Source organism: Arcobacter denitrificans (SeqCode) (genome assembly GCF_048571185.1).
Taxonomy (GTDB): Bacteria; Campylobacterota; Campylobacteria; order Campylobacterales; family Arcobacteraceae; genus Arcobacter; species Arcobacter denitrificans.
The window spans coordinates 1198959-1218891 of sequence record NZ_CP182350.1; the positions used below are offsets into that span (position 1 = coordinate 1198959).

A 19933-nucleotide genomic window follows, 5' to 3' on the forward strand; every position below is an offset into this window, starting at 1 on the left:
TAAATGAATTTTAAAAAGGCTCTAATTTGCAATATAGAAAAACTTGTAGGTGAATTAAAAGACGAAAAAGAATTAAAAGAAGTTTTAAAAAGAAAATTCACAAAAAAAGAGTACAAAGTTTTTGTAGCATCAGAAGAGGGGCAAGACTTCCAACAAATTTCTGAACTAATCGATGAAGAATTAGAGAGAGTTGAAGAACTTCACAAAAGTGCAATAAAAAAAGTCAATCAAGAGAAGATAAAAAAAGAACTAGTAGATTTATAATTATAATGAAGGAGGAGTTTTACCCACTTCATTAGAGGCTAGTTCTTCATAAAACTTTTTTGAGAACTTCACCAGTACCATACCAGCAAATTTATTATCAATCTTATTATAAAACTCAACTCTATAAATTCGACCTTTTCTATCTAATGAGAACCTTTTTATAATATCATCTTTTTGTATATTAAGTCCCGATTCATTTCTAAAGTTTTTATTTACATAACCAATAACATTTACTCTGTACTCATTTGGGAAAACGTAAAAGCTTTTTCCTACATCAACTAGTGAGCCTATTTCTATATTTTTATCTTTTCCATCAATTTTGAATTTTATATTCTCTTTTTTTTCACTAACTTCTAAATAGTCTGGTTCTAAAATTGATAATCTTCTATTTCCATAATGTATTGCATAAGTTGAATTACTATTTTTAATAACTGTCATTACAGGACTACTTGGTTTAAAGTCTATAGTTCCATCTTTTTTTACTGGGAAATAGCCAATATAACTTCTCACTTCAGATAAAGGAAGTTTTATCTTATCATTATAAAATGAGATATGAATATCATTATCTATTACATTTCTTAGTGCTATTGGTTCTAAATTAAACTTTCTTTTAAACTCTATTCCCATTATATTCATATACTCTTCAAGAGCTAATAGATGATAATAAGTTCTTTCATGTACGGGTAACTCTTTACTCGCTTCATTTCCAAAAGCTGCTTTTCCATTATTTATTGCATAATATGTTAAGGTCTTTTCCATCTCTTTATCACCAAGTTTAGTTTTGGTGTTATGTAAATGATAAATATCCTCTTCTCTAATCAAGCTAGTATTTACTTGTTTACAAATTCTTTTTCCTATCTCCTCTAAATTTCCATATGCAGGTATATTTAAACTTGATTGGTCAATAATAGAACTTTGCCCCCATTTATAAGGAGAGTGATTTTTATCAATATATCTCTTTCTAAAATATCCACTTCCATCATGCAAATTAAGTATTAGTTTAACTTCTGGCTTTTTAATTAACTCTTTGATTCTTTTTACATCAAAATAATCTGGGTCTTCTTCAGATATATATGCAAACTTTCTATTCATATCTCCAAATGGACCACGTGATCTTTGAATAATAGAATTAAAATTTAAATTAGGAACAATCCAAACCGAACCTTTTGTTATCTCATAATGTGTAGCAATCAAAGATGCAGCCATAAATCCACCAGGTTCATCACCTTGTATTCCACCTACAATTAAAAGGGTATTATCATCTTGAATACCTTTTTTAATTAGTTTAAAATTTAAGTCACTACTATTTGCATGCAAATTCTGTAATAAAATAAAAATAAATAATAATCTAAATAACTTTAACATGCCAAGGTTCATACCTTACTCCATCCTTATTGCCAATTGTGTATCTCATATCAATATATTTTAAAGTTTTCATCTCTGTAAACTCAGAGGTGTGTGCAAATCTTTCTGTAAAATTATCAGCACCTAAACCTTTTTTTCCAACATCAAAGTCCCCTACTGAATGATATGTAAAAGCTGGAGGAGCTATTGATCTTGAAGCCATTGATAAGTTCATATCTACTGATTTTAACTTATCTAAAAATAGTCTCATTTGCTTAACAACAGATCTTACTCCTGAAGTTAAATAAATAGTTGGACCAATATCTTTTTTAAGTTTCAAATATGTCTCTTTTGGTTTTCCCTTAAATACATAATGTCCTGTATAAGGTATTTTCTCAATTTCTTTTTTATCTATTTTAGAGCTTAAATTTAAAGTTGTTCTTTCCCCATAAAATCCATGATAAGAAGGTTCATAATAAAAAATATATTCTATGAAAGCTAACTCTTCATTTGTAAATATTGTTTGGTCTTTTGAATATCTTAAAACATTTATTGCTTCATCAAATGATATTATATTGAAGTTTCCATATCCTACATATCGTTGTATATAGTTAAGTTTTTTCTGAACATTTAGAAAAGGCTCATGAAACTTTTTTTCTAAAAATACATCTTTTATTGGATTAATACGATTTTCACTAGCAAAAATTATATCTTTTGGAGTAAGTAACTCTTCATCTTCTATTATTAAAGAGCTAGCACTTCCAATTATTGGTAAAAGGCTAGAACCAATTGCAAAGTTTTTTGCTTTTTCTAAAAATTCTCTTCTATTCATTTTTTCTTCTTTTATAAAACCATTTTTACAGAATCGTGATTACCTAAAAGTTCATATATTGTTTTTCTATCATCTTCATTATGAACAATTAAATCTAAAGTATAACTCTTAAATTTACCCTTTGAACTAACCTTTGATTCTGTTAATTTATGCTCTCTCTCAGTAATAACTTCTTTAATAACTTTTTTTATATTAACAGTTTCAACAACAACAACTTTATATACCCATGAACATGGATAATCAAGTTCCAATTTATGTTTATTTAAATCTATCATCTTATAAAATCTCCACTTTTACCACCTGATTTACTCTCCAACTGTACATTTGATATAACCATTGATTTATCAATAGCTTTTACCATATCATAAATTGTAAGTAAACCAATACTCGTACCTGTTAAAGCTTCCATCTCAACACCTGTCTGTCCATTCAATTTAGCAGTAACAATTAATTTAAACCCAGGTAATGCTGGTAACTCTTCAATATCACAATTAATTCCACTCAACAACAAAGGATGACACATAGGTATTAATTCACTTGTTTTCTTAACTCCCATTATTGAAGCAATTACAGCAGTTTGAAGAACCGGACCTTTTTTTGTGTTATTTGTAATTATAGCATCATATGCCTCTTTTGACATAGATATTTGTCCAGATGCTATAGCAACTCTTGTTGTCTCTTTCTTATCAGATACATCTACCATTTTAGGTCTGTTATTTTCATCTAAGTGTGTTAAATCCAAAGCTTTTCCTAAATATCTTAAATTATTGGATTATATCAAAATATAGTTAAATTGTAATTAAGTATTATTTAAATATAATGCGTCCCTAAATTTTAAAAGAAAGTGGGTGATTATAGTGCCAGGTATTAAAGTTAAAGATAGCGAATCATTCGACGAAGCTTATAGAAGATTTAAAAAGCAATGTGACAGAAACCTAATTGTTACTGAAACAAGAGCAAGAAGATTTTTTGAACCTATGACTGAAAAGAGAAAGAAACAAAAAATTAACGCTAAGAAAAAAATGCTTAAAAGATTGTATATGCTTAGAAGATACGAATCTAGACTGTAATAGTTCACTATTACCTAAAAGGGTCAACTGTTCGCAGTTGACCCTTTTTTTTACTTCAATTTTTTATAATATCTCTAAATTAAAATAATTTTATAATTTTTATATTTATGAATTATTAAGATAAATAATGGAATCATTTTTATAAGGAGGATGTTATGAAATATCTATTCAGAATCCTAATAACACTTATGCTTCCTTTGACTTTATATTCTTTTCATGATTTTGAAAAAGAAGAGCACTCTCAAGAAAACAGTTCAATTGTTAATAAAATGCTCAATTCAACAGAAAATTATCTTAAATATACCTATGATAAACTCAATTATTACTCAAAAGTATTGGATGAAACCATTACAGATGAAAAGAGTTCATATAAATATGAAAACAGCTCGATTCATATAGAAACTTACTACAATAATACACAAACAAAAGGAAATACAAGTGGAGTTACTTTTAATATAAAAGTGCGACTTCCACAACTTAAAGAGAAACTAAAATTAGTCATAGAAAATGATGATAATAAAATTGGGAAAGAGTATGAGGATAACAATGAAAGTGTGCCATATAAAGATGATAAAAGTAGTTTAGCATTAGAATATGATAAATACAAAAAATACTATAACTTAAGAACAAAAGCTGGAGTTAAATTAAACTCTTTTGTTTTTATCAATAGTAGTGTTAGTAAAGAGTTTGATTTAACAAATAGTTGGAATTTTATAGCCCAAGAAAAAATTGAATTAAATAACAAAAAAAGTTTTGAAAATAGTACAACTCTCTCTTTAAAAAAACATATCAATAATCATTTACAGTTTATAAATACAAATCAATATTATTGGAATAAAAAAGCAAGTGACAATAATATATATAACTCATTGAGACTTACACATATACTTTCAAGTAAAAATACTCTTAATTATGTAACATCAATATCTTCAAATGATAATCAAACAAATTTTAAAACTAAAAACTATGATGCATATGTCTCATATAAACACTATATAAGAAAATGGCTCTATTATGATATTGTTCCCTCTTTATATTGGGAAAGAGAAGATAATTTTAAAATGCGTTATGCATTTAAATTTAGATTAGGTATAGTTATTGGTAAATAGTTAAAAGAGTGGTGCTCACAGCGGGGATCGAACCTGCAACCTCTTGCTTACCATGCAATTGCTCTACCGTTGGAGCTATGCGAGCTTAGATGAATAGAAATATATACATAGAGTAATATATTAATAAATAAAGATAATACCCTAAAGAGAAGTAAATAAGCCTAAAAAAAGGCAAAAAAAAAGCTTAGTACTAAATAGAAATAAATCTATGTAGGACTAAGCTTTAAAAAAACTCAAGAGTTGGCGACGACTTACGTTTCCACAAGGGGACCCTGCAGTATTATCAGCGATGAAGTGCTTGACTTCCAGGTTCGGAATGGAGCTGGGTATTTCCACTTCTCAATAATCACCAACAAAGTTGAGTAGTAAAAGCAATAAATGCTCTTAATACTCAACTCAATTGTCTTGAGTGTATATTAATGTTAAAGTCTTTTCACACATACTCATTAAGTATGTACTTAATAAGATAGTAAACCAAGAAATATATAAATAAGCCAAACGATCTATTAGTACTAGTCAGCTAAACGTCTTACAACGCTTACACATCTAGCCTATCAACCAGCTAGTCTTGCTGGGATCTTCAGGGAAAGTTCATCTTAGAGTTGGCTTCGAGCTTAGATGCTTTCAGCTCTTATCACATCCGTACGTAGCTACCCAACGATGCTCTTGGCAGAACAATTGGTACACCAGTGGTACGTTCATCCCGGTCCTCTCGTACTAGGGACAAATCTCTTCAACTTTCCTACGCCCACGGAAGATAGGGACCGAACTGTCTCACGACGTTCTGAACCCAGCTCGCGTACCGCTTTAAATGGCGAACAGCCATACCCTTGGGACCTGCTCCAGCCCCAGGATGCGATGAGCCGACATCGAGGTGCCAAACCTCCCCGTCGATGTGAGCTCTTGGGGGAGATCAGCCTGTTATCCCCGGCGTACCTTTTATCCTTTGAGCGATGGCCCTTCCACACAGAACCACCGGATCACTATGACCGACTTTCGTCTCTGCTCGAGTTGTATCTCTTACAGTCAGGCTGGCTTATGCCATTATACTCAACAAGCGATTTCCATCCGCTTTGAGCCAACCTTTGCAAGCCTCCGTTACTTTTTAGGAGGCGACCGCCCCAGTCAAACTACCCACCAGACATTGTCCTGAACGAGGATAACTCGTCCCAGTTAGTAACTCAAATATTCAAGGGTGGTATCTCAAGGGTGGCTCCGTGTATACTTGCGTCTACACTTCATAGCCTCCCACCTATCCTGCACATGAATATCCAAGCTACAGTGTCAAGCTGTAGTAAAGGTGCACGGGGTCTTTCCGTCTTTCCGCGGGTAGGAGGAATTTTCACCTCCACTACAATTTCACTGGATCCCTGGTTGAGACAGCTCCCATCTCGTTACGCCATTCATGCAGGTCGGTATTTAACCGACAAGGAATTTCGCTACCTTAGGACCGTTATAGTTACGGCCGCCGTTTACTCGGGCTTCAATCAAATGCTTCGCACAAGTGCTTACATCATCAGTTAACCTTCGAGCACCGGGCAGGCGTCACACCTTATACATCCTCTTGCGAGTTAGCAAAGTGCTGTGTTTTTGGTAAACAGTCGGGAGGGACTCTTTGTTGCAACCTCTATCGCTTTTTGGAGTAAATCCATATACAATAGTAGGCACACCTTATACCGAAGATACGGTGCTAGTTTGCAGAGTTCCTTAACCAGGGTTCTTCCACGCGCCTTAGAATACTCATCCCACCCACCTGTGTCGGTTTACGGTACGGGCAACAAATAATATACTTAGTGGCTTTTCTTGGCACGACAGTATCATCGATTCTGAATTAATTCCGAAGAATTGCAACAGCCTGTAAGATCTCGGTCTCATGTATCCCGGATTTGCCTAAGATACAACCTACATCCTTCGAGCCACTATTCCATCAGTGACCTCGATTAACTCTATGCGTCCCCACATCGCGCTTATTTGTTGGTATTGAAATATTAATCAATTTGCCATCGTCTACCCCTTTCGGACTCGACTTAGGTCCCGACTAACCCTACGATGACGAGCATCGCGTAGGAAACCTTGGGTTTTCGGCGTTGAGGATTCTCACCTCAATTATCGCTACTCATGCCTGCATGCTCACTTCTATCCGCTCCAGCACTCCTCGTCGGTATACCTTCAACGCTGAATAGAACGCTCTCCTACCACTCAAATAAATTTGAGTCTAAAGCTTCGGTGCATATCTTAGCCCCGTTATATTTTCCGCGCAAAATCACTAGACCAGTGAGCTGTTACGCTTTCTTTAAAGGGTGGCTGCTTCTAAGCCAACCTCCTGGTTGTCACAGTAACTTCACATCGTTTTCCACTTAGATATGACTTTGGGACCTTAGCTGTTAGTCTGGGTTGTTCCCCTCTCGACATAGGATTTTATCACCCTACGCCTGACTCCTATGATTACGCATATAGTATTCGAAGTTTGATAGGGTTTGGTACCGCGGTAAGCAGCCCTAGCCCATTCAGTGCTCTACCCCTATATGTTACTACATAAGGCTATACCTAAATATATTTCGGAGAGAACCAGCTATCACGAAGTTTGATTGGCCTTTCACCCCTATCCACAAGTCATCCCGAGACTTTTCAACGTCAATGGGTTCGGTCCTCCACTGGCTCTTACACCAGCTTCAACCTGCTCATGGATAGATCACTTCGTTTCGGGTCTGCAGCATCTGACTATGTCGCCCTATTAAGACTCGCTTTCGCTACGGCTCCGTACTTGACTTAACCTTGCCAGACACCACAACTCGCAGGCTCATTATGCAAAAGGCAGTCCGTCACCCTGTTGCAAGCAACATAGGGCTCCGAATGATTGTAAGCTAATGGTTTCAGGTTCTATTTCACTCTCCTCGCTGGAGTACTTTTCACCTTTCCCTCACGGTACTTGTTCACTATCGATCTGTAAGTAGTATTTAGGATTGGAGGGTGGTCCCCCCAGATTCAGACAAAATATCACGTGTTCCGTCCTACTCAGGATACCAATAGAGCTATTAAGAATTTCGTATACAGGAGTTTCACCTTCTATGCTATACCTTTCCAGATATTTCTACTATTCTCTTTAGTCTCACATTATGGTCCTACAACCCCCTATGCAAGCATAGGGTTTGTCCTAATCCGCGTTCGCTCGCCGCTACTTACGGAATCTCATTTGATTTCTCTTCCTCTGGCTACTGAGATGTTTCACTTCACCAGGTTAGCTCCCCGCAGGGTAACATATATCTCTATATGCTGGGTTGTCCCATTCGGAAATCCTCGGATCAAAGCTCTTTGGCAGCTCCCCGAGGCTTATCGCAGCCTAATACGTCCTTCATCGCCTCTTACAGTCTAGGCATCCACCATTAGCCCTTAATAGCTTATAATTTGTATAACTAAATCTCTTTAGTTACCTTTTTGATAATTATTCCTTGGCTACTATCTTATTAAGTACATTATTTCTAACATATCCTAACAATATAGTAATTGTGTGTTTAAATTGTTTTCTATATTGAACTATAATAATTTACATTATTCTAATTCGAAAAAATTTTAAAGACTTTAACATTAAATTTTTAAATAACATGATTTTTATTACTAAAAACCAAATATAAATCTTATTTTTAAGACTTACATTTAGTTTTTCTTACTTTTTTTCATTCTACGTTTAGATGATGGTGGAGAATAGCGGGATCGAACCGCTGACCTCCTGCGTGCAAGGCAGGCGCTCTCCCAGCTGAGCTAATTCCCCAACAAATCTTAACACAAAGATTATCTTCATGGTGGGCCTACCAGGACTTGAACCTGGGACCTCACGATTATCAGTCGAGCGCTCTAGCCAGCTGAGCTATAGGCCCATTCTTCACCTATTATTACAAATAACCTTTATAAACCGAATATGATATTGGATATATACCCATTATTTATTTCTTGAGATTAGAAACGAATCTAATCTCATTACTCTGAAAGGAGGTGATCCAACCGCAGGTTCTCCTACGGTTACCTTGTTACGACTTCACCCCAGTCGCTAAATCCACTGTGGAAGGTAGCTATTTTAGCATCCCCGCTTCGAATGAATTCAACTCCCATGGTGTGACGGGCGGTGAGTACAAGACCCGGGAACGTATTCACCGTAGCATAGCTGATCTACGATTACTAGCGATTCCAACTTCAAGTAGTCGAGTTGCAGACTACTATCCGAACTGGGAGGCATTTTTGAGATTCGCTCCACATCACTGTATTGCTGCTCTTTGTATACCCCATTGTAGCACGTGTGTAGCCCTGGTCGTAAGGGCCATGATGACTTGACGTCGTCCTCACCTTCCTCCTACTTGCGTAGGCAGTCTCGTTAGAGTTCTCAGCCGAACTGTTAGCAACTAACGACGAGGGTTGCGCTCGTTGCGGGACTTAACCCAACATCTCACGACACGAGCTGACGACAGCCGTGCAGCACCTGTATGAAAGCTCCTGCAAGCAGGCACCAAACTATCTCTAGTAAGTTCTTTCTATGTCAAGACCAGGTAAGGTTCTTCGCGTATCGTCGAATTAAACCACATGCTCCACCGCTTGTGCGGGTCCCCGTCTATTCCTTTGAGTTTTAATCTTGCGACCGTACTCCCCAGGCGGTACACTTAATGTGTTAACTGCATTACTGCAAGGTCTAGCCTCACAACAACTAGTGTACATCGTTTAGGGCGTGGACTACCAGGGTATCTAATCCTGTTTGCTCCCCACGCTTTCGCGTCTCAGCGTCAATAGTGTTCCAGTAGATCGCCTTCGCAATCGGTATTCCTTCTAATATCTACGGATTTTACCCCTACACCAGAAATTCCATCTACCTCTCCCACATTCTAGATAGACAGTTTTGGAAGCAGTTCTATGGTTGAGCCATAGGATTTCACTTCCAACTTATCTATCCGCCTACACGCTCTTTACGCCCAGTAATTCCGAGTAACGCTTGCACCCTCCGTATTACCGCGGCTGCTGGCACGGAGTTAGCCGGTGCTTATTCATATAGTACCGTCATTATCTTCCTATATAAAAGGAGTTTACGCACCGAAATGTGTCATCCTCCACGCGGCGTTGCTGCATCAGGGTTTCCCCCATTGTGCAATATTCCCCACTGCTGCCTCCCGTAGGAGTCTGGACCGTGTCTCAGTTCCAGTGTGACTGATCATCCTCTCAAACCAGTTAGGTGTCATTGTCTTGGTGAGCCATTACCTCACCAACTAACTGATACCGTACAGGCCGATCCTAGAGCTATAAATATTTCCCTTGCTCACTTATGTGATAAAGGCATATGGGGTGTTAGCAGTCGTTTCCAACTGTTATCCCCCTCTCTAGGGCACGTTACCTATATATTACTCACCCGTGCGCCACTTAGCTGACAATTAAAGCAAGCTTTAATCCGTTCTCGTTCGACTTGCATGTGTTAAGCACGCCGCCAGCGTTCACTCTGAGCCAGGATCAAACTCTCCATAAATGTTTAGTTTAATCATGACTAGTGTCTAACTCTTTTATCTAACTTCCGAAAAAGTTAATTGCAATTGTTTACTGACATTACTCATTGTTTTTTTAATAGACGAGAATTGTATAAATTCTCTTGTTTTATATCATATTCGGTTTATAAAAGTTACTTATCTTTTTAACCGTAGTTTGTTAAAGAACATCAACTCTTCGTGACGTTTGTCACTCAAATTGGACGGGAATTATAATAGGTTTTTTTAGCTTTGTCAAGCGGTTTTCTTTAACCTTTGCTTAAATTTGGAAAGTTCTTGTTATTCTTCTTTTTGTTACATAATATATATGTAATCTCTATATATATTCTTTTTATTAATAGTATTTATTTAGATATTTGATTTAATTATTAGATTTAAAGATATTATTAAGCTTTACATATTAGAATTACACAGTATATATAAATACATACAAAGGAATATATAATGTACAAAAGAGATTATTTATCTCATAAAGATACAACGCAACAATATACAAACGAGTCATCTCAAGCTGAATTAATGAGCTTTTTAAAAGCAACATATCAACTATTTGCAGGTTCACTACTTGCAGCAACTGCAGGAGCTTATATCGGATTAGATATGGTTTCAGCAATTGCAAGTTGGTATTGGGGACTAGTAATATTCGAATTTATACTGCTATTTGGTTTATTTGCAGTTAAAAATAAGCCAGGAATTAACCTTGCAGTATTATTTGCATTTACTTTTGTAAGTGGTTTAACAATTACTCCATTATTGGCATCTGTATTTGCAATGCCAGCAGGTGCTTCAATAGTAGCTCAAGCATTTTTAATGACTTCAGTTGCTTTTGGTGGAATTTCGATGTTTGCTCTTACTACTAAAAGAGATTTCTCTGGTATGGGTAAAATGTTGTTTATTGCCCTTATTATATTAGTAGTAGGATCTATTTCTAATATATTCATTCAAGCTCCATTATTACAACTTGGAATTGCAATGGTTGGTGCTGTATTGTTTTCTGCGTTCATTCTTTATGATACACAGCAAATTATAAAAGGTGGGTTTTCAACTCCAATTGAAGCAGCAATTGCTTTATACTTGGACTTCTTTAACCTCTTTATATCACTGTTACAAATCCTTGGTATTATGAACAGCGATGACTAAAAAGCTTAACTCCATTTGGAGTTAAGTTTCTTAACACCCATGAACAATCACAACGAACTTAGACTCATTGATGCAAATTTAAACCGACTTAGAGAAGGTATTAGAGTTGTAGAAGATATATTTAGATATGTTTACAATAATAAAGAAATAGCATCAAAACTAAAAGAGTTAAGACATAAATCAAGAATAGATATCTATGATAAACTTTTAGATTCTAGAGATATTAAAAATGATGTGTTAAAAAAATCAACTAGCTCAGAACAAAATAGAGAAGATTTAAACTCTATATTAATCGCAAACTTTAAAAGAGCTCAAGAGAGTTCTAGAGTACTTGAAGAGGTATGTAAACTACAATCAAATAATAACAGTGAAATATTTAAATATATTAGATATGAACTTTATGATTTAGAAAAAGCTTTGATAAAAATAACTTCAAACTCTAAATAATTTAAATCGTACTCTTTATATAACTTTTTAGCATCTTTAAAAGAGAGTGCTTTTCCACCACTAACACCAGACTTTTTTATATAATCAAAAAGTTTTTTCTTACTATCAAACTCCAAGTTATACTTTATAGTTTCAAATTCACAATCACAATATTTTGAAAAGGCCTCTTTAATAGACTCTTCATCTAAAATTGGAGATTTGCTGTTTGTAATATTTTGAATTGTTTTAAAAGTATTAGATGTAAATAATCCTGCAAAAATTCTAGGAGAGATTGAACTTATTGTTTTTACAATTTTACTTAAATCTTTAGACCACTGCAAGGCAGAAGAAGATATTACCACATCATAATTATCATTTTTTATATTTTCTATAAAAGGTTTAGTATCAAAGTCAAAGCACTTAACATCTAAGTTTTTTGCTTTTGGGTGAAGCTCACACATACTTTTAGAGAAATCAATAGCTTTATAATAATCATATTCCCAAGAGATATGTTTTATAATCTGTCCAGAACCACAACCTAATTCTAAAATTCGTTTTGGCTCATCTTTAATATCTCTAATGATAGATTTTGCTACAATTTGCTGTATAATATTGAAAGAATTGTATTGATTTGCATATTTTGAAAATTCGTTTTTTACGGACATAAGCGAATCTTAACTTTTTTTTAATAAATTTTGGATAAAATACCTACCATTTTTTCAAAGGAATAAAATTATGACATCAACACTTTTAGTAGTTCAATTTATTTTAGCAGTACTATTAACAATTTCTATCTTACTTCAAAAAAGTTCAAGCATGGGACTAGGTGCTTACAGCGGAAGCAATGACTCTTTATTTGGAGCAAAAGGTCCTGGTAACTTTTTATCAAAAGCAACTATGCTTTTAGGATTAGTTTTTGTATTAAATACTCTATTTTTAGGATATCTTTACAATGAAAATAGACAAAAAAGTGCAGTTGACAGTGTAAAAACAGAGAGTCTAATCCCAACAACTCCTGAAGCAAACCCAGCGCCAGTAGCTCCTACTCCAGCTCTTCCAACTGCGCCTGCTGTACCAACTACTAAGTAGTTGATTTGAAGTAGCAAAAGTGAAAAGAAAATTTCAACTTGCTATTTCTTCTTTTAATAACCAAGGTATTAACTGTTCTTTTAGATACAAAAGAAGAACGGTTATTACTACAGATTCAATTAATTTAATATAATAAACAATAAATGGTATAATTAGCCAAATTTTTATAATACATCAAAGGAGAGAGAATGTTAAATGAGATTTATTCAGAAACAAAAGAGAAAATGGATAATGCAATAGATGCATTAAAAAGAGACTACAAAACACTAAGAACGGGTAAAGTTAGCACTGCAATTTTAGATGGTATTAAAATCGACTACTATGGAACACCTACAGAATTAACACAAGTGGGTTCTGTCTTAGCACCAGATGCAACAACAATTGTTATTAATCCATGGGAAAAACACTTAGTTGGTGATATTGAAAAAGCAATTCAAAATGCTAATATTGGAGTTAATCCAAATAATGATGGTGAAGTAGTTAAACTATTTTTTCCACCAATGACTGTTGAACAAAGAGGTGAAGCTGCAAAACAAGCAAAAGGTATGACTGATAATGCAAAAGTTGCAATTAGAAATATCAGAAAACACTCAAATGACAAAGTTAAAGTTCTGCATAAAGATAAAGAGATAACTGATGATGAGAATAAAAAAGCACAAGAAGAGATTCAAAAAATTACAGATTCTTATGTAACAAAAGCAGATGATACTTTCAAAGCAAAAGAAACTGAAATCTTAAAAGTGTAATCATGGTAGTAGAACAAATATATAAAGATGCAAATGCCTTATTAGAAGGACACTTTAAATTAAGCTCAGGCAATCACTCACAATATTACCTACAATCTGCAAAAGTTTTAGAAGATCCTAAAACTGCTAAATTATTAGCAGAAGAGTTAGCAAAACAGATAAAAGAGTCTGGATTAAAAGTTGATGCTGTTTGTTCACCTGCTCTTGGCGGATTGATTGCTGGTTTTGCACTAGCAACTGCCCTTGATGTAAGATTTATCTTTGCAGAACGTGTTGAAGGTGAGATGAGCATAAGAAGAGGTTTTGAAGTTACTCGTGGGGAAAAATATATTATCTGTGAAGATATTATTACTACTGGTGGAAGTGCCCTTGAAGCTGCAAAACAAATTGAAAAAGATGGTGGAGAAATAGTTGCATATGCAGCCTTAGCTAACAGAGGATTTTGCTCAAGAGTTGGAAGTGAATTAGAGCCAAAAGATAATTGTAAGTTGCCACTTGATAAACCACTTTTTGCATTGGATGATTTTACATTTGAAATGTACTCTCCTGAGGATTGTCCAATGTGTAAAGAGGGTTCAATAGCTTATAAACCTGGAAGTAGAGGAAACTAATCCAAAATGAGTAGATGGAGAGATATTAAAGGTGGTAAAAAAGAAATACCAGCTAATGATTTTAAAAGTGATGAATTAAAATCTGATGTCTGTACCTCTATTCCTGCAAGAATAAAGGCATTTATTGTTGATATGTTTATGATAATGATGCCTTTAGCTTATCTTACAACTTATGTTTTTATGAATGGGAAAGATGACTTTCAAGGAAATGAAGAAGCTAGATGGAGTCTATCTATTATTTATGGTTTGATAATTATTACTTTTTGGGTAGTAAAAGGTCAAACGCCAGGATTAAAAGCTTATAATTTAAAACTAATAGATGCAAAAACTAAAGAAAAAATCTCTTTTGGCAAAGCTATTTTGAGATATCTTTCTTTTTTATTTAGTGCTATGACTATTGTACTTGCATTTTTACCATTTTTTAGAAAAGATAAAAAAACTTTTCAAGACCTAGTATCCAATACCCTTGTAATTAAAACATCAACTAAATAGATGCTTTTTTTTAATTTATCTGCATTTTATTTTTTTTATTTTGCAGCTGTTGCTGTATACATCATATTTATGCCAAAAGTTTTGCATGATATAGGATATACACCTTCACAAATAGGTATAGTTTTTGCCCTAGCTCCTCTAATGAGATTTGCAACCCCTTTTTTATTTTTAAAACATATCAAACTTAATGCAACTATTTTTAAATCCTCACTTCTCTTATCTATACTTTCGGCAATTGGATTTTATTTTACATTAGATAACTTTTATGCCTTTACATTAAATAATGCACTTTTAGGAATCTGTTTAAGCCTAATATTGCCCTATATTGAAGTTATAGCATTAAAAGAGTTAGGAAAAGATAGATATGGAAAGTCTCGACTATATGGCTCAATTGGTTTTATGTTTATTGCTTTAGTATTAGCAAAATTTCTATCAGAACCACAAATTGCACTACACTATTATTTGTGTGTAACAATTTTAATAGTTATTTTTTCACTTCTTCTTTTAAAACATGATGTGCCACATGAAGATACTATTAGTTCAAAACCCTTCTCCGTATTAGAGTATTGGCCCTTTTGGCTAAGTCTATTTTTCATGCAAATGAGTTTTGGAGGATTTTATAACTTCTTTACTATTTATGAAACAGAAAATGGCATAACGCTAGAAATGACCTCATATCTTTGGTCTTTTGGTGTTATTTGTGAAATTGCAATGTTCTATTTTCAAGCACCATTTTTTAAAAACAACCTATTAGGCATAATCAAAATCTCTATTTTTGTCACTGCGATTAGATGGCTTTTACTCTATCTTTTCCCTGATAATTTATATATAACTTTCTTTGCCCAATCAATTCATGCTTTCTCTTTTGGACTATATCATAGTGCAGTCATAATATATCTATACAAAATTTATGAAAACAAAAAACTAGCTCAACAATTTATGTATGGAGTTGCCTATGGTCTTGGAGGCTTTGTTGGAGCATTAGTTGCAGGCTGGCTTTATGGGGAAAATCTATTTTTATATTCAGCTCTTTTTGCCTTAACCTCTTTACTCTTTGTAACTATTATGAAAGAAGATAGTACAAAATAGTTATTTTATTATAGTTATGATATCATTTCTACTTAATAATATATTATTAAAAAAGGACAAGCCCTATGTTTAAAACTCTTAAAAATTATTTTAGGGTATCAATCCTAGCAATTAGTGTAGTTCTTTTCCTTATATTTTATTTCTTTTCTTCCACTATTCATACTAATTTAGCCATTAAAGAAAATGAAAAAATATCTCAATCTTTATCAAATCAAATATTTAATTCAATGTACCAAGTCATGAGAAAAGGCTGGACAAGAGAAGAATTAAATGAATTTATAGAAAATATTAAAAGTTCTTTTGAAGAGTCTTCGTATAAAGTTGATATATATCGTTCTACAAAAGTAGAAGAAGTTTTTGGTAAAATAAATCAATCAAAGATTACAAAAGATGTACAATATGTCTTTGATAGTAAAGAAAAGTCTTCATTCTCAAAAGATAATAAAATCAAAATAATCACTCCTATTCTTGCAAAACAAGAATGTCTCTCATGTCATACAAATTCACAAGTAGAAGATGTACTAGGTGCTATAAAAGTAGAGTATGACTTTAGTTATATGATAGAAGAGACACATTCTAAATACTTTTTATTTTCTTTAATAATATTGCCATTTATGATTATTTGTGCTTTTCTTATCTCTGGAAATTTATTGAAAAAAATCAATCTATCCATATTAAATTTTAAAAATAAGATTGAAAATATCAATACTGTAAAAGATTTTAAAAAACTAAATATATCAAATACTAAAAATAGTTTTAAAGAGTTTGACCAAGTAATGTTAGGCTTAAATGATTTAAGTAACAAGCTAAAAAATATTGCTGTAGATAAAGATATACTGGAATTTGAAGTTAAATTACTAGATAAGATGATTATTACTTCTGATGTAATTAGAGATTGGAAAGAGTATATTAAAGACCTCTTACATGAGATAAATGTGGTACTTCCAGTACATTGTTTAATAACAATATTTAAAACAAATGATGAGTTTTATGAGATAGAGATTTTCTGGCTAGGCAAACCTAATGAAGATGTTGTAAAACATATTGATAATGTAGCCTTAAATATGATTAAATCCCATCATAATTTAGATATCTTAGATTATACGATAAGCCATAACTATACAAATGAGAACTTCTGTCTAACAAACTTAGCAATACATGATATAGTCCACGAAGCAAAATCAATTCTTTTAGATACTCCAAAAATCGGTGGAATTGTAGGATTGGGAATCCAGTCGGAGATGGAAAAAGACTCTATTCATTCAATAGTAATTGATTCAATTCTAACAACTCTATTAAATCTTGTTGGTTCAATAAAAGCCATAAATAAATATACTGAAAACTTAGAGTTTTATGCTACTAGAGATCCATTGACTTCACTATTTACACAAAGGGTATTTAGAGATTTATTAGAGTATGAAATTAAAAGAGCTAAAAGACATGATTATCATTTTGGATTATTGGTTATTGATTGTGATAACTTTAAACCAATAAATGATACCCATGGACATAGTTTTGGAGATGAGTTCCTTATAGCACTTGCAAATACACTTTCTGATGCAAAAAGAGATGAGGATATTCTTTCAAGATATGGAGGAGATGAGTTTACTATAGTTCTTCCAGAGAGTGATGAAAAAGAGACATATACTGTTGCTAAAAGAATATTAGATAGCGTTGCTGCACTAGAACTAATTGCTCCTGATGGAACAAAATGTAGTATGACTATCTCAATAGGAATGGCAATATTTCCAGAGCACTCAGAAGACTCTGTTGAGCTATTTAATATAGCAGATGCCATGATGTATGAAGCCAAAACAATGGGTAAAAACTCAATTAAATTTCCAAGTGAAGATGAACTAGAAGAGATTCATAAAGATGTAGAAGATAAATCCATGCTTGTGTTAAATGCAATTAAAGATAAAAATATTCATCCTCACTTCCAACCAATTGTAAATGTAAAAACAAACAAATGTGAAATAAATGAACTTCTTATGAGAATAGAAATAGATAATTCATACTTACCAGCTGGCAAATTTATAGAAACAGCAGAGACATTAGGTATTGTCCACAAAATGGATTATATGGTTATAGAAAAAGCTTTTGTAAAAATCAAAGAGACAAACTATAAAGGTCTTCTATTTATAAACCTTTCACCTAAAGCTTTAATAATCAGTGAATTTATAAATAAAATAGTTAAACTAGCTTATACATACAATATAGATAGAGATAAAATTGTATTTGAAATAACAGAAAGAGAGACTGTAAAAAGTTTCTCTTTACTAGAAAAGTTTGTACAAAATCTGAAATTAGAAGGTTTTAGTTTTGCCATAGATGATTTTGGCTCAGGTTTTTCATCTTTTCATTACATCAAAAAATTCCCTATTGATTATATAAAAATTGATGGTGATTTTATTGTAAATATTCACAAAGATAAAAAAGATTTAGCCTTTGTAAAATCAATTGTAGCTTTAGCAAAAGAACTAAAAGTTAAAACTATTGCAGAGTTTGTAGAGAGTGAAGAGATCTTAGTATTTTTAAGAGAGATTGATATTGATTATGTTCAAGGGTATCACCTTGGAAAGCCTAATGCAGAATTAACTTCATAGTTATTCTACACTATATCCATAATCAAAAGTCTAATATCTTTTTTTTCTTGTATTTCAACTAACCTTAGTCCTGGAATTTGAGTATTCATAAACTCTGTTATTGATTGAACATTTTTTTTAGTTAAGGTATTTAAAACCATACCTCTGTAATGTTTTGCCCAATGGGATACAACCTTACCATCTTTTAAAAATTTTAGCATTATAACTGTTGCATTTTTAGGAGTATAAAACTTCTCGTAGAAACCCGCTCTTAAATCAATAATCTCATCACCAATATATTCATCTAAGTCATCAGTAAAGTTATCTTTATAGAACTTTTCTACACTCATATTGGGAAGTTTTGCACCCTGTTTATATTTATAGTCGGGGATTTTATCATTAGCTTTAATTGGACCAAAAAGATTAGAAAATAAAATTACATTATCATCTATGTAGTTTTGTTCACTTGAATTTAAACTATTATAATCTAAAGCATCAAAGGCAACACCGTTATATCTTTGTATTGCTTTCATTGAAGCTTTATTTTTTAAGCTCTCTTGATACTTCTTTACATCATCTATTCTTTTTATTCCAAACCATGAGGATAACTCTTCTAAAGATAAGGATTGCACATACTTTTCATAAGAATCAAAAACTTCTTTTCTAAAAGAAAAGTTTTTCTGTAAAAAAAAGTTCTCTTTTGAAAATGCTTTTTCATTTCCACCTTCATTTTTTGTCTCTGCTGGAGCTAATAATATTTTCAAAATTATCCTAATCGTCTAAAAATTCGCCACTTCTATATAGCCATTTTCCATCTATTTTTAAAAACTTACTTTTTTCAGTAAAAGATACATCTAGACCTTTTTGTTTAAGACCTAATCTAAACGTAACATAAGATTCTTCTTCTCCATCAATAAACTCTATAATTTCTAAGGTATTAAAATCTGTTGAATTTACAACATCTTCAATATCATCTCTCCATTTACTCTTATCACTTGAATACTCTATATTATCCTCATGAGTAGTATTAATTATATAATCTATATTGCCTACAACAAAAGCCGTAAATCTTGACTTCATCAATTCTAAGGCTGTTTCTGGATTTTTTCCACTATGAAAAACTTTACAACAATTTATATAACTCTTTTTACTTCCACATGGACAAGATGAATGTTCATTATAAGCCATATTTAGCTCCTGATTTTAAATTTAATATATTAATACTTATACTTTAGGTATTAATTCTTTGTACTCTTTTGTTCTAATTTTACGATTAATCTCTCTTCTTACAATACCAAAAGCATATTTACTATCCCCACCACCAATTACTGCTTTTTGAGAATCACAAGATGGGCATAAAAAATATGTTTTATGTAATAGGTAATCATTTTCATAAACTAAAACTTCATTACACGTAGGACAATGACACTCTAAATTTATAATATCTTTTTTCTTCCATTCCCATTGCCAAGGGACAGTATAGAGATTATCTTTAGTATATTTATAAAAATCCTCTTTTGCCATAAAAAAAACATAATACAAAACAATGCAAATCAAAAGTAGAACAACGCCAAGTGTTATATATGTAGTATTCAAATAAATCCTTTAAAAAACTATTAT

At 32.7% G+C, this 19933-nt stretch carries 19 protein-coding genes, 3 tRNA genes and 3 rRNA genes; 11 read left to right on the top strand and 14 right to left on the bottom strand.

Translation table 11 applies throughout. The features are described from left to right. The first annotated feature begins 3 nt into the window (after nucleotides 1-3). Entirely contained in the window at nucleotides 4-264 is a 261-nt protein-coding gene (locus tag ACNI28_RS05945) for a hypothetical protein (protein ID WP_419766303.1), read from the top strand. On the opposite strand, the gene ACNI28_RS05950 is transcribed toward ACNI28_RS05945, so the two are convergent. From ACNI28_RS05950 to moaC, 4 genes are read right to left on the bottom strand one after another with little or no spacing between them, the layout of a single operon-like run. Continuing rightward, nucleotides 265-1629 (bottom strand): M99 family carboxypeptidase catalytic domain-containing protein, encoded by a 1365-nt coding sequence (locus ACNI28_RS05950; protein WP_419766304.1) that lies wholly within the window; start codon nucleotides 1627-1629, stop codon nucleotides 265-267. After that, nucleotides 1613-2440: a M15 family metallopeptidase gene (locus ACNI28_RS05955; RefSeq protein ID WP_419766305.1), complete on the bottom strand. Its 828-nt coding sequence runs from the start codon at nucleotides 2438-2440 to the stop codon at nucleotides 1613-1615. The genes ACNI28_RS05950 and ACNI28_RS05955 overlap by 17 nt, the downstream gene beginning before the upstream one ends. An 11-nt stretch (nucleotides 2441-2451) precedes the next feature. After that, on the bottom strand, nucleotides 2452-2715 hold the full coding sequence (locus tag ACNI28_RS05960; RefSeq protein WP_419766306.1) for an HP0495 family protein: 264 nt from the start codon (nucleotides 2713-2715) through the stop codon (nucleotides 2452-2454). Further along, nucleotides 2712-3182: a cyclic pyranopterin monophosphate synthase MoaC gene (moaC, locus tag ACNI28_RS05965; protein WP_419766307.1), complete on the bottom strand. Its 471-nt coding sequence runs from the start codon at nucleotides 3180-3182 to the stop codon at nucleotides 2712-2714. The genes ACNI28_RS05960 and moaC overlap by 4 nt, the downstream gene beginning before the upstream one ends. Before the next feature lie 115 nt (nucleotides 3183-3297). On the opposite strand from moaC, the gene rpsU reads away from it, so the two are divergent. Both rpsU and ACNI28_RS05975 read left to right on the top strand, forming a co-directional pair. Beyond that, on the top strand, nucleotides 3298-3510 hold the full coding sequence (gene rpsU / locus ACNI28_RS05970) for a 30S ribosomal protein S21 (protein WP_013136837.1): 213 nt from the start codon (nucleotides 3298-3300) through the stop codon (nucleotides 3508-3510). A gap of 155 nt (nucleotides 3511-3665) precedes the next feature. Next, nucleotides 3666-4619, top strand: coding sequence for a hypothetical protein (locus ACNI28_RS05975; protein ID WP_419766308.1), 954 nt, complete (start codon nucleotides 3666-3668; stop codon nucleotides 4617-4619). Nucleotides 4620-4628: 9 nt separating this feature from the next. Here ACNI28_RS05975 and ACNI28_RS05980 read toward each other — a convergent pair. The 6 genes from ACNI28_RS05980 to ACNI28_RS06005 form a co-directional block, all read right to left on the bottom strand. After that, nucleotides 4629-4704 (bottom strand) — tRNA-Thr (locus ACNI28_RS05980). Between the two features lie 153 nt (nucleotides 4705-4857). Then, nucleotides 4858-4973: ribosomal RNA gene (rrf, locus tag ACNI28_RS05985) — 5S ribosomal RNA — on the bottom strand. Between the two features lie 131 nt (nucleotides 4974-5104). Then, a 23S ribosomal RNA gene (locus ACNI28_RS05990) occupies nucleotides 5105-8023 on the bottom strand. A 289-nt stretch (nucleotides 8024-8312) separates the two neighbouring features. Then, nucleotides 8313-8388 (bottom strand) — tRNA-Ala (locus ACNI28_RS05995). A gap of 29 nt (nucleotides 8389-8417) precedes the next feature. Continuing rightward, nucleotides 8418-8494 (bottom strand) — tRNA-Ile (locus tag ACNI28_RS06000). Nucleotides 8495-8602: 108 nt separating this feature from the next. Then, a 16S ribosomal RNA gene (locus ACNI28_RS06005) occupies nucleotides 8603-10119 on the bottom strand. Together the 16S, 23S and 5S rRNA genes with 3 tRNA genes alongside form the textbook arrangement of a ribosomal RNA operon. Before the next feature lie 460 nt (nucleotides 10120-10579). On the opposite strand from ACNI28_RS06005, the gene ACNI28_RS06010 reads away from it, so the two are divergent. Together ACNI28_RS06010 and ACNI28_RS06015 are read left to right on the top strand one after the other, a co-directional pair. After that, a complete protein-coding gene (locus tag ACNI28_RS06010; protein WP_419766309.1) occupies nucleotides 10580-11275 on the top strand; it encodes a Bax inhibitor-1/YccA family protein in 696 nt (231 codons plus the stop codon). A 39-nt stretch (nucleotides 11276-11314) separates the two neighbouring features. Further along, on the top strand, nucleotides 11315-11722 hold the full coding sequence (locus tag ACNI28_RS06015) for a thiamine-phosphate pyrophosphorylase (RefSeq protein WP_419766310.1): 408 nt from the start codon (nucleotides 11315-11317) through the stop codon (nucleotides 11720-11722). Here the strand turns inward: ACNI28_RS06015 and ACNI28_RS06020 are convergent. After that, a complete protein-coding gene (locus ACNI28_RS06020) occupies nucleotides 11674-12366 on the bottom strand; it encodes a methyltransferase (protein WP_419766311.1) in 693 nt (230 codons plus the stop codon). The genes ACNI28_RS06015 and ACNI28_RS06020 overlap by 49 nt on opposite strands. A 70-nt stretch (nucleotides 12367-12436) precedes the next feature. On the opposite strand from ACNI28_RS06020, the gene secG reads away from it, so the two are divergent. The 6 genes from secG (at nucleotide 12437) to ACNI28_RS06050 (ending at nucleotide 18334) form a co-directional block, all read left to right on the top strand. After that, nucleotides 12437-12790 (top strand): preprotein translocase subunit SecG, encoded by a 354-nt coding sequence (gene secG / locus ACNI28_RS06025; protein ID WP_419766312.1) that lies wholly within the window; start codon nucleotides 12437-12439, stop codon nucleotides 12788-12790. A gap of 188 nt (nucleotides 12791-12978) precedes the next feature. Further along, complete coding sequence (frr, locus tag ACNI28_RS06030; protein ID WP_419766313.1) at nucleotides 12979-13536, top strand: ribosome recycling factor; 558 nt, start codon at nucleotides 12979-12981, stop codon at nucleotides 13534-13536. Nucleotides 13537-13538: 2 nt separating this feature from the next. After that, nucleotides 13539-14147: an orotate phosphoribosyltransferase gene (gene pyrE / locus ACNI28_RS06035; RefSeq protein WP_419766314.1), complete on the top strand. Its 609-nt coding sequence runs from the start codon at nucleotides 13539-13541 to the stop codon at nucleotides 14145-14147. Nucleotides 14148-14153: 6 nt separating this feature from the next. After that, the gene (locus tag ACNI28_RS06040) at nucleotides 14154-14639 is read left to right on the top strand and encodes an RDD family protein (RefSeq protein WP_419766315.1); all 486 of its coding nucleotides are present in this window, start codon (nucleotides 14154-14156) and stop codon (nucleotides 14637-14639) included. Next, nucleotides 14640-15728 carry an MFS transporter gene (locus ACNI28_RS06045; RefSeq protein WP_419766316.1) on the top strand — a complete coding sequence of 363 codons (1089 nt, stop codon included), beginning with the start codon at nucleotides 14640-14642 and terminating at the stop codon, nucleotides 15726-15728. 65 nt (nucleotides 15729-15793) lie between these two features. Beyond that, the gene (locus ACNI28_RS06050; protein ID WP_419766317.1) at nucleotides 15794-18334 is read left to right on the top strand and encodes a putative bifunctional diguanylate cyclase/phosphodiesterase; all 2541 of its coding nucleotides are present in this window, start codon (nucleotides 15794-15796) and stop codon (nucleotides 18332-18334) included. A 5-nt stretch (nucleotides 18335-18339) separates the two neighbouring features. Here ACNI28_RS06050 and ACNI28_RS06055 read toward each other — a convergent pair whose 3' ends face one another. Genes ACNI28_RS06055 through ACNI28_RS06065 form a run of 3 tightly spaced genes read right to left on the bottom strand, consistent with a single transcriptional unit; the run spans nucleotide 18340 to nucleotide 19909 of the window. Beyond that, a complete protein-coding gene (locus ACNI28_RS06055; protein WP_419766318.1) occupies nucleotides 18340-19077 on the bottom strand; it encodes a YaaA family protein in 738 nt (245 codons plus the stop codon). 7 nt (nucleotides 19078-19084) lie between these two features. Continuing rightward, a complete protein-coding gene (locus ACNI28_RS06060) occupies nucleotides 19085-19501 on the bottom strand; it encodes a YchJ family protein (protein ID WP_419766319.1) in 417 nt (138 codons plus the stop codon). 36 nt (nucleotides 19502-19537) lie between these two features. Beyond that, nucleotides 19538-19909: a hypothetical protein gene (locus tag ACNI28_RS06065; protein ID WP_419766320.1), complete on the bottom strand. Its 372-nt coding sequence runs from the start codon at nucleotides 19907-19909 to the stop codon at nucleotides 19538-19540. Nucleotides 19910-19933 lie beyond the last annotated feature (24 nt).

Excerpts from the sequence above, each read along its gene's own strand:
- ACNI28_RS05960 (WP_419766306.1), bottom strand. The coding sequence starts at position 2,715 with ATGATAGATTTAAATAAACATAAATTGGAACTTGATTATCCATGTTCA.
- secG (WP_419766312.1), top strand. The coding sequence starts at position 12,437 with ATGACATCAACACTTTTAGTAGTTCAATTTATTTTAGCAGTACTATTA.
- ACNI28_RS06050 (WP_419766317.1), top strand. The coding sequence starts at position 15,794 with ATGTTTAAAACTCTTAAAAATTATTTTAGGGTATCAATCCTAGCAATT.
- ACNI28_RS06040 (WP_419766315.1), top strand. The coding sequence starts at position 14,154 with ATGAGTAGATGGAGAGATATTAAAGGTGGTAAAAAAGAAATACCAGCT.
- ACNI28_RS05975 (WP_419766308.1), top strand. The coding sequence starts at position 3,666 with ATGAAATATCTATTCAGAATCCTAATAACACTTATGCTTCCTTTGACT.
- ACNI28_RS06060 (WP_419766319.1), bottom strand. The coding sequence starts at position 19,501 with ATGGCTTATAATGAACATTCATCTTGTCCATGTGGAAGTAAAAAGAGT.
- ACNI28_RS05950 (WP_419766304.1), bottom strand. The coding sequence starts at position 1,629 with ATGTTAAAGTTATTTAGATTATTATTTATTTTTATTTTATTACAGAAT.
- ACNI28_RS06015 (WP_419766310.1), top strand. The coding sequence starts at position 11,315 with ATGAACAATCACAACGAACTTAGACTCATTGATGCAAATTTAAACCGA.
- pyrE (WP_419766314.1), top strand. The coding sequence starts at position 13,539 with ATGGTAGTAGAACAAATATATAAAGATGCAAATGCCTTATTAGAAGGA.
- ACNI28_RS05945 (WP_419766303.1), top strand. The coding sequence starts at position 4 with ATGAATTTTAAAAAGGCTCTAATTTGCAATATAGAAAAACTTGTAGGT.
- ACNI28_RS05955 (WP_419766305.1), bottom strand. The coding sequence starts at position 2,440 with ATGAATAGAAGAGAATTTTTAGAAAAAGCAAAAAACTTTGCAATTGGT.
- ACNI28_RS06020 (WP_419766311.1), bottom strand. The coding sequence starts at position 12,366 with ATGTCCGTAAAAAACGAATTTTCAAAATATGCAAATCAATACAATTCT.
- ACNI28_RS06045 (WP_419766316.1), top strand. The coding sequence starts at position 14,640 with ATGCTTTTTTTTAATTTATCTGCATTTTATTTTTTTTATTTTGCAGCT.
- frr (WP_419766313.1), top strand. The coding sequence starts at position 12,979 with ATGTTAAATGAGATTTATTCAGAAACAAAAGAGAAAATGGATAATGCA.
- ACNI28_RS06010 (WP_419766309.1), top strand. The coding sequence starts at position 10,580 with ATGTACAAAAGAGATTATTTATCTCATAAAGATACAACGCAACAATAT.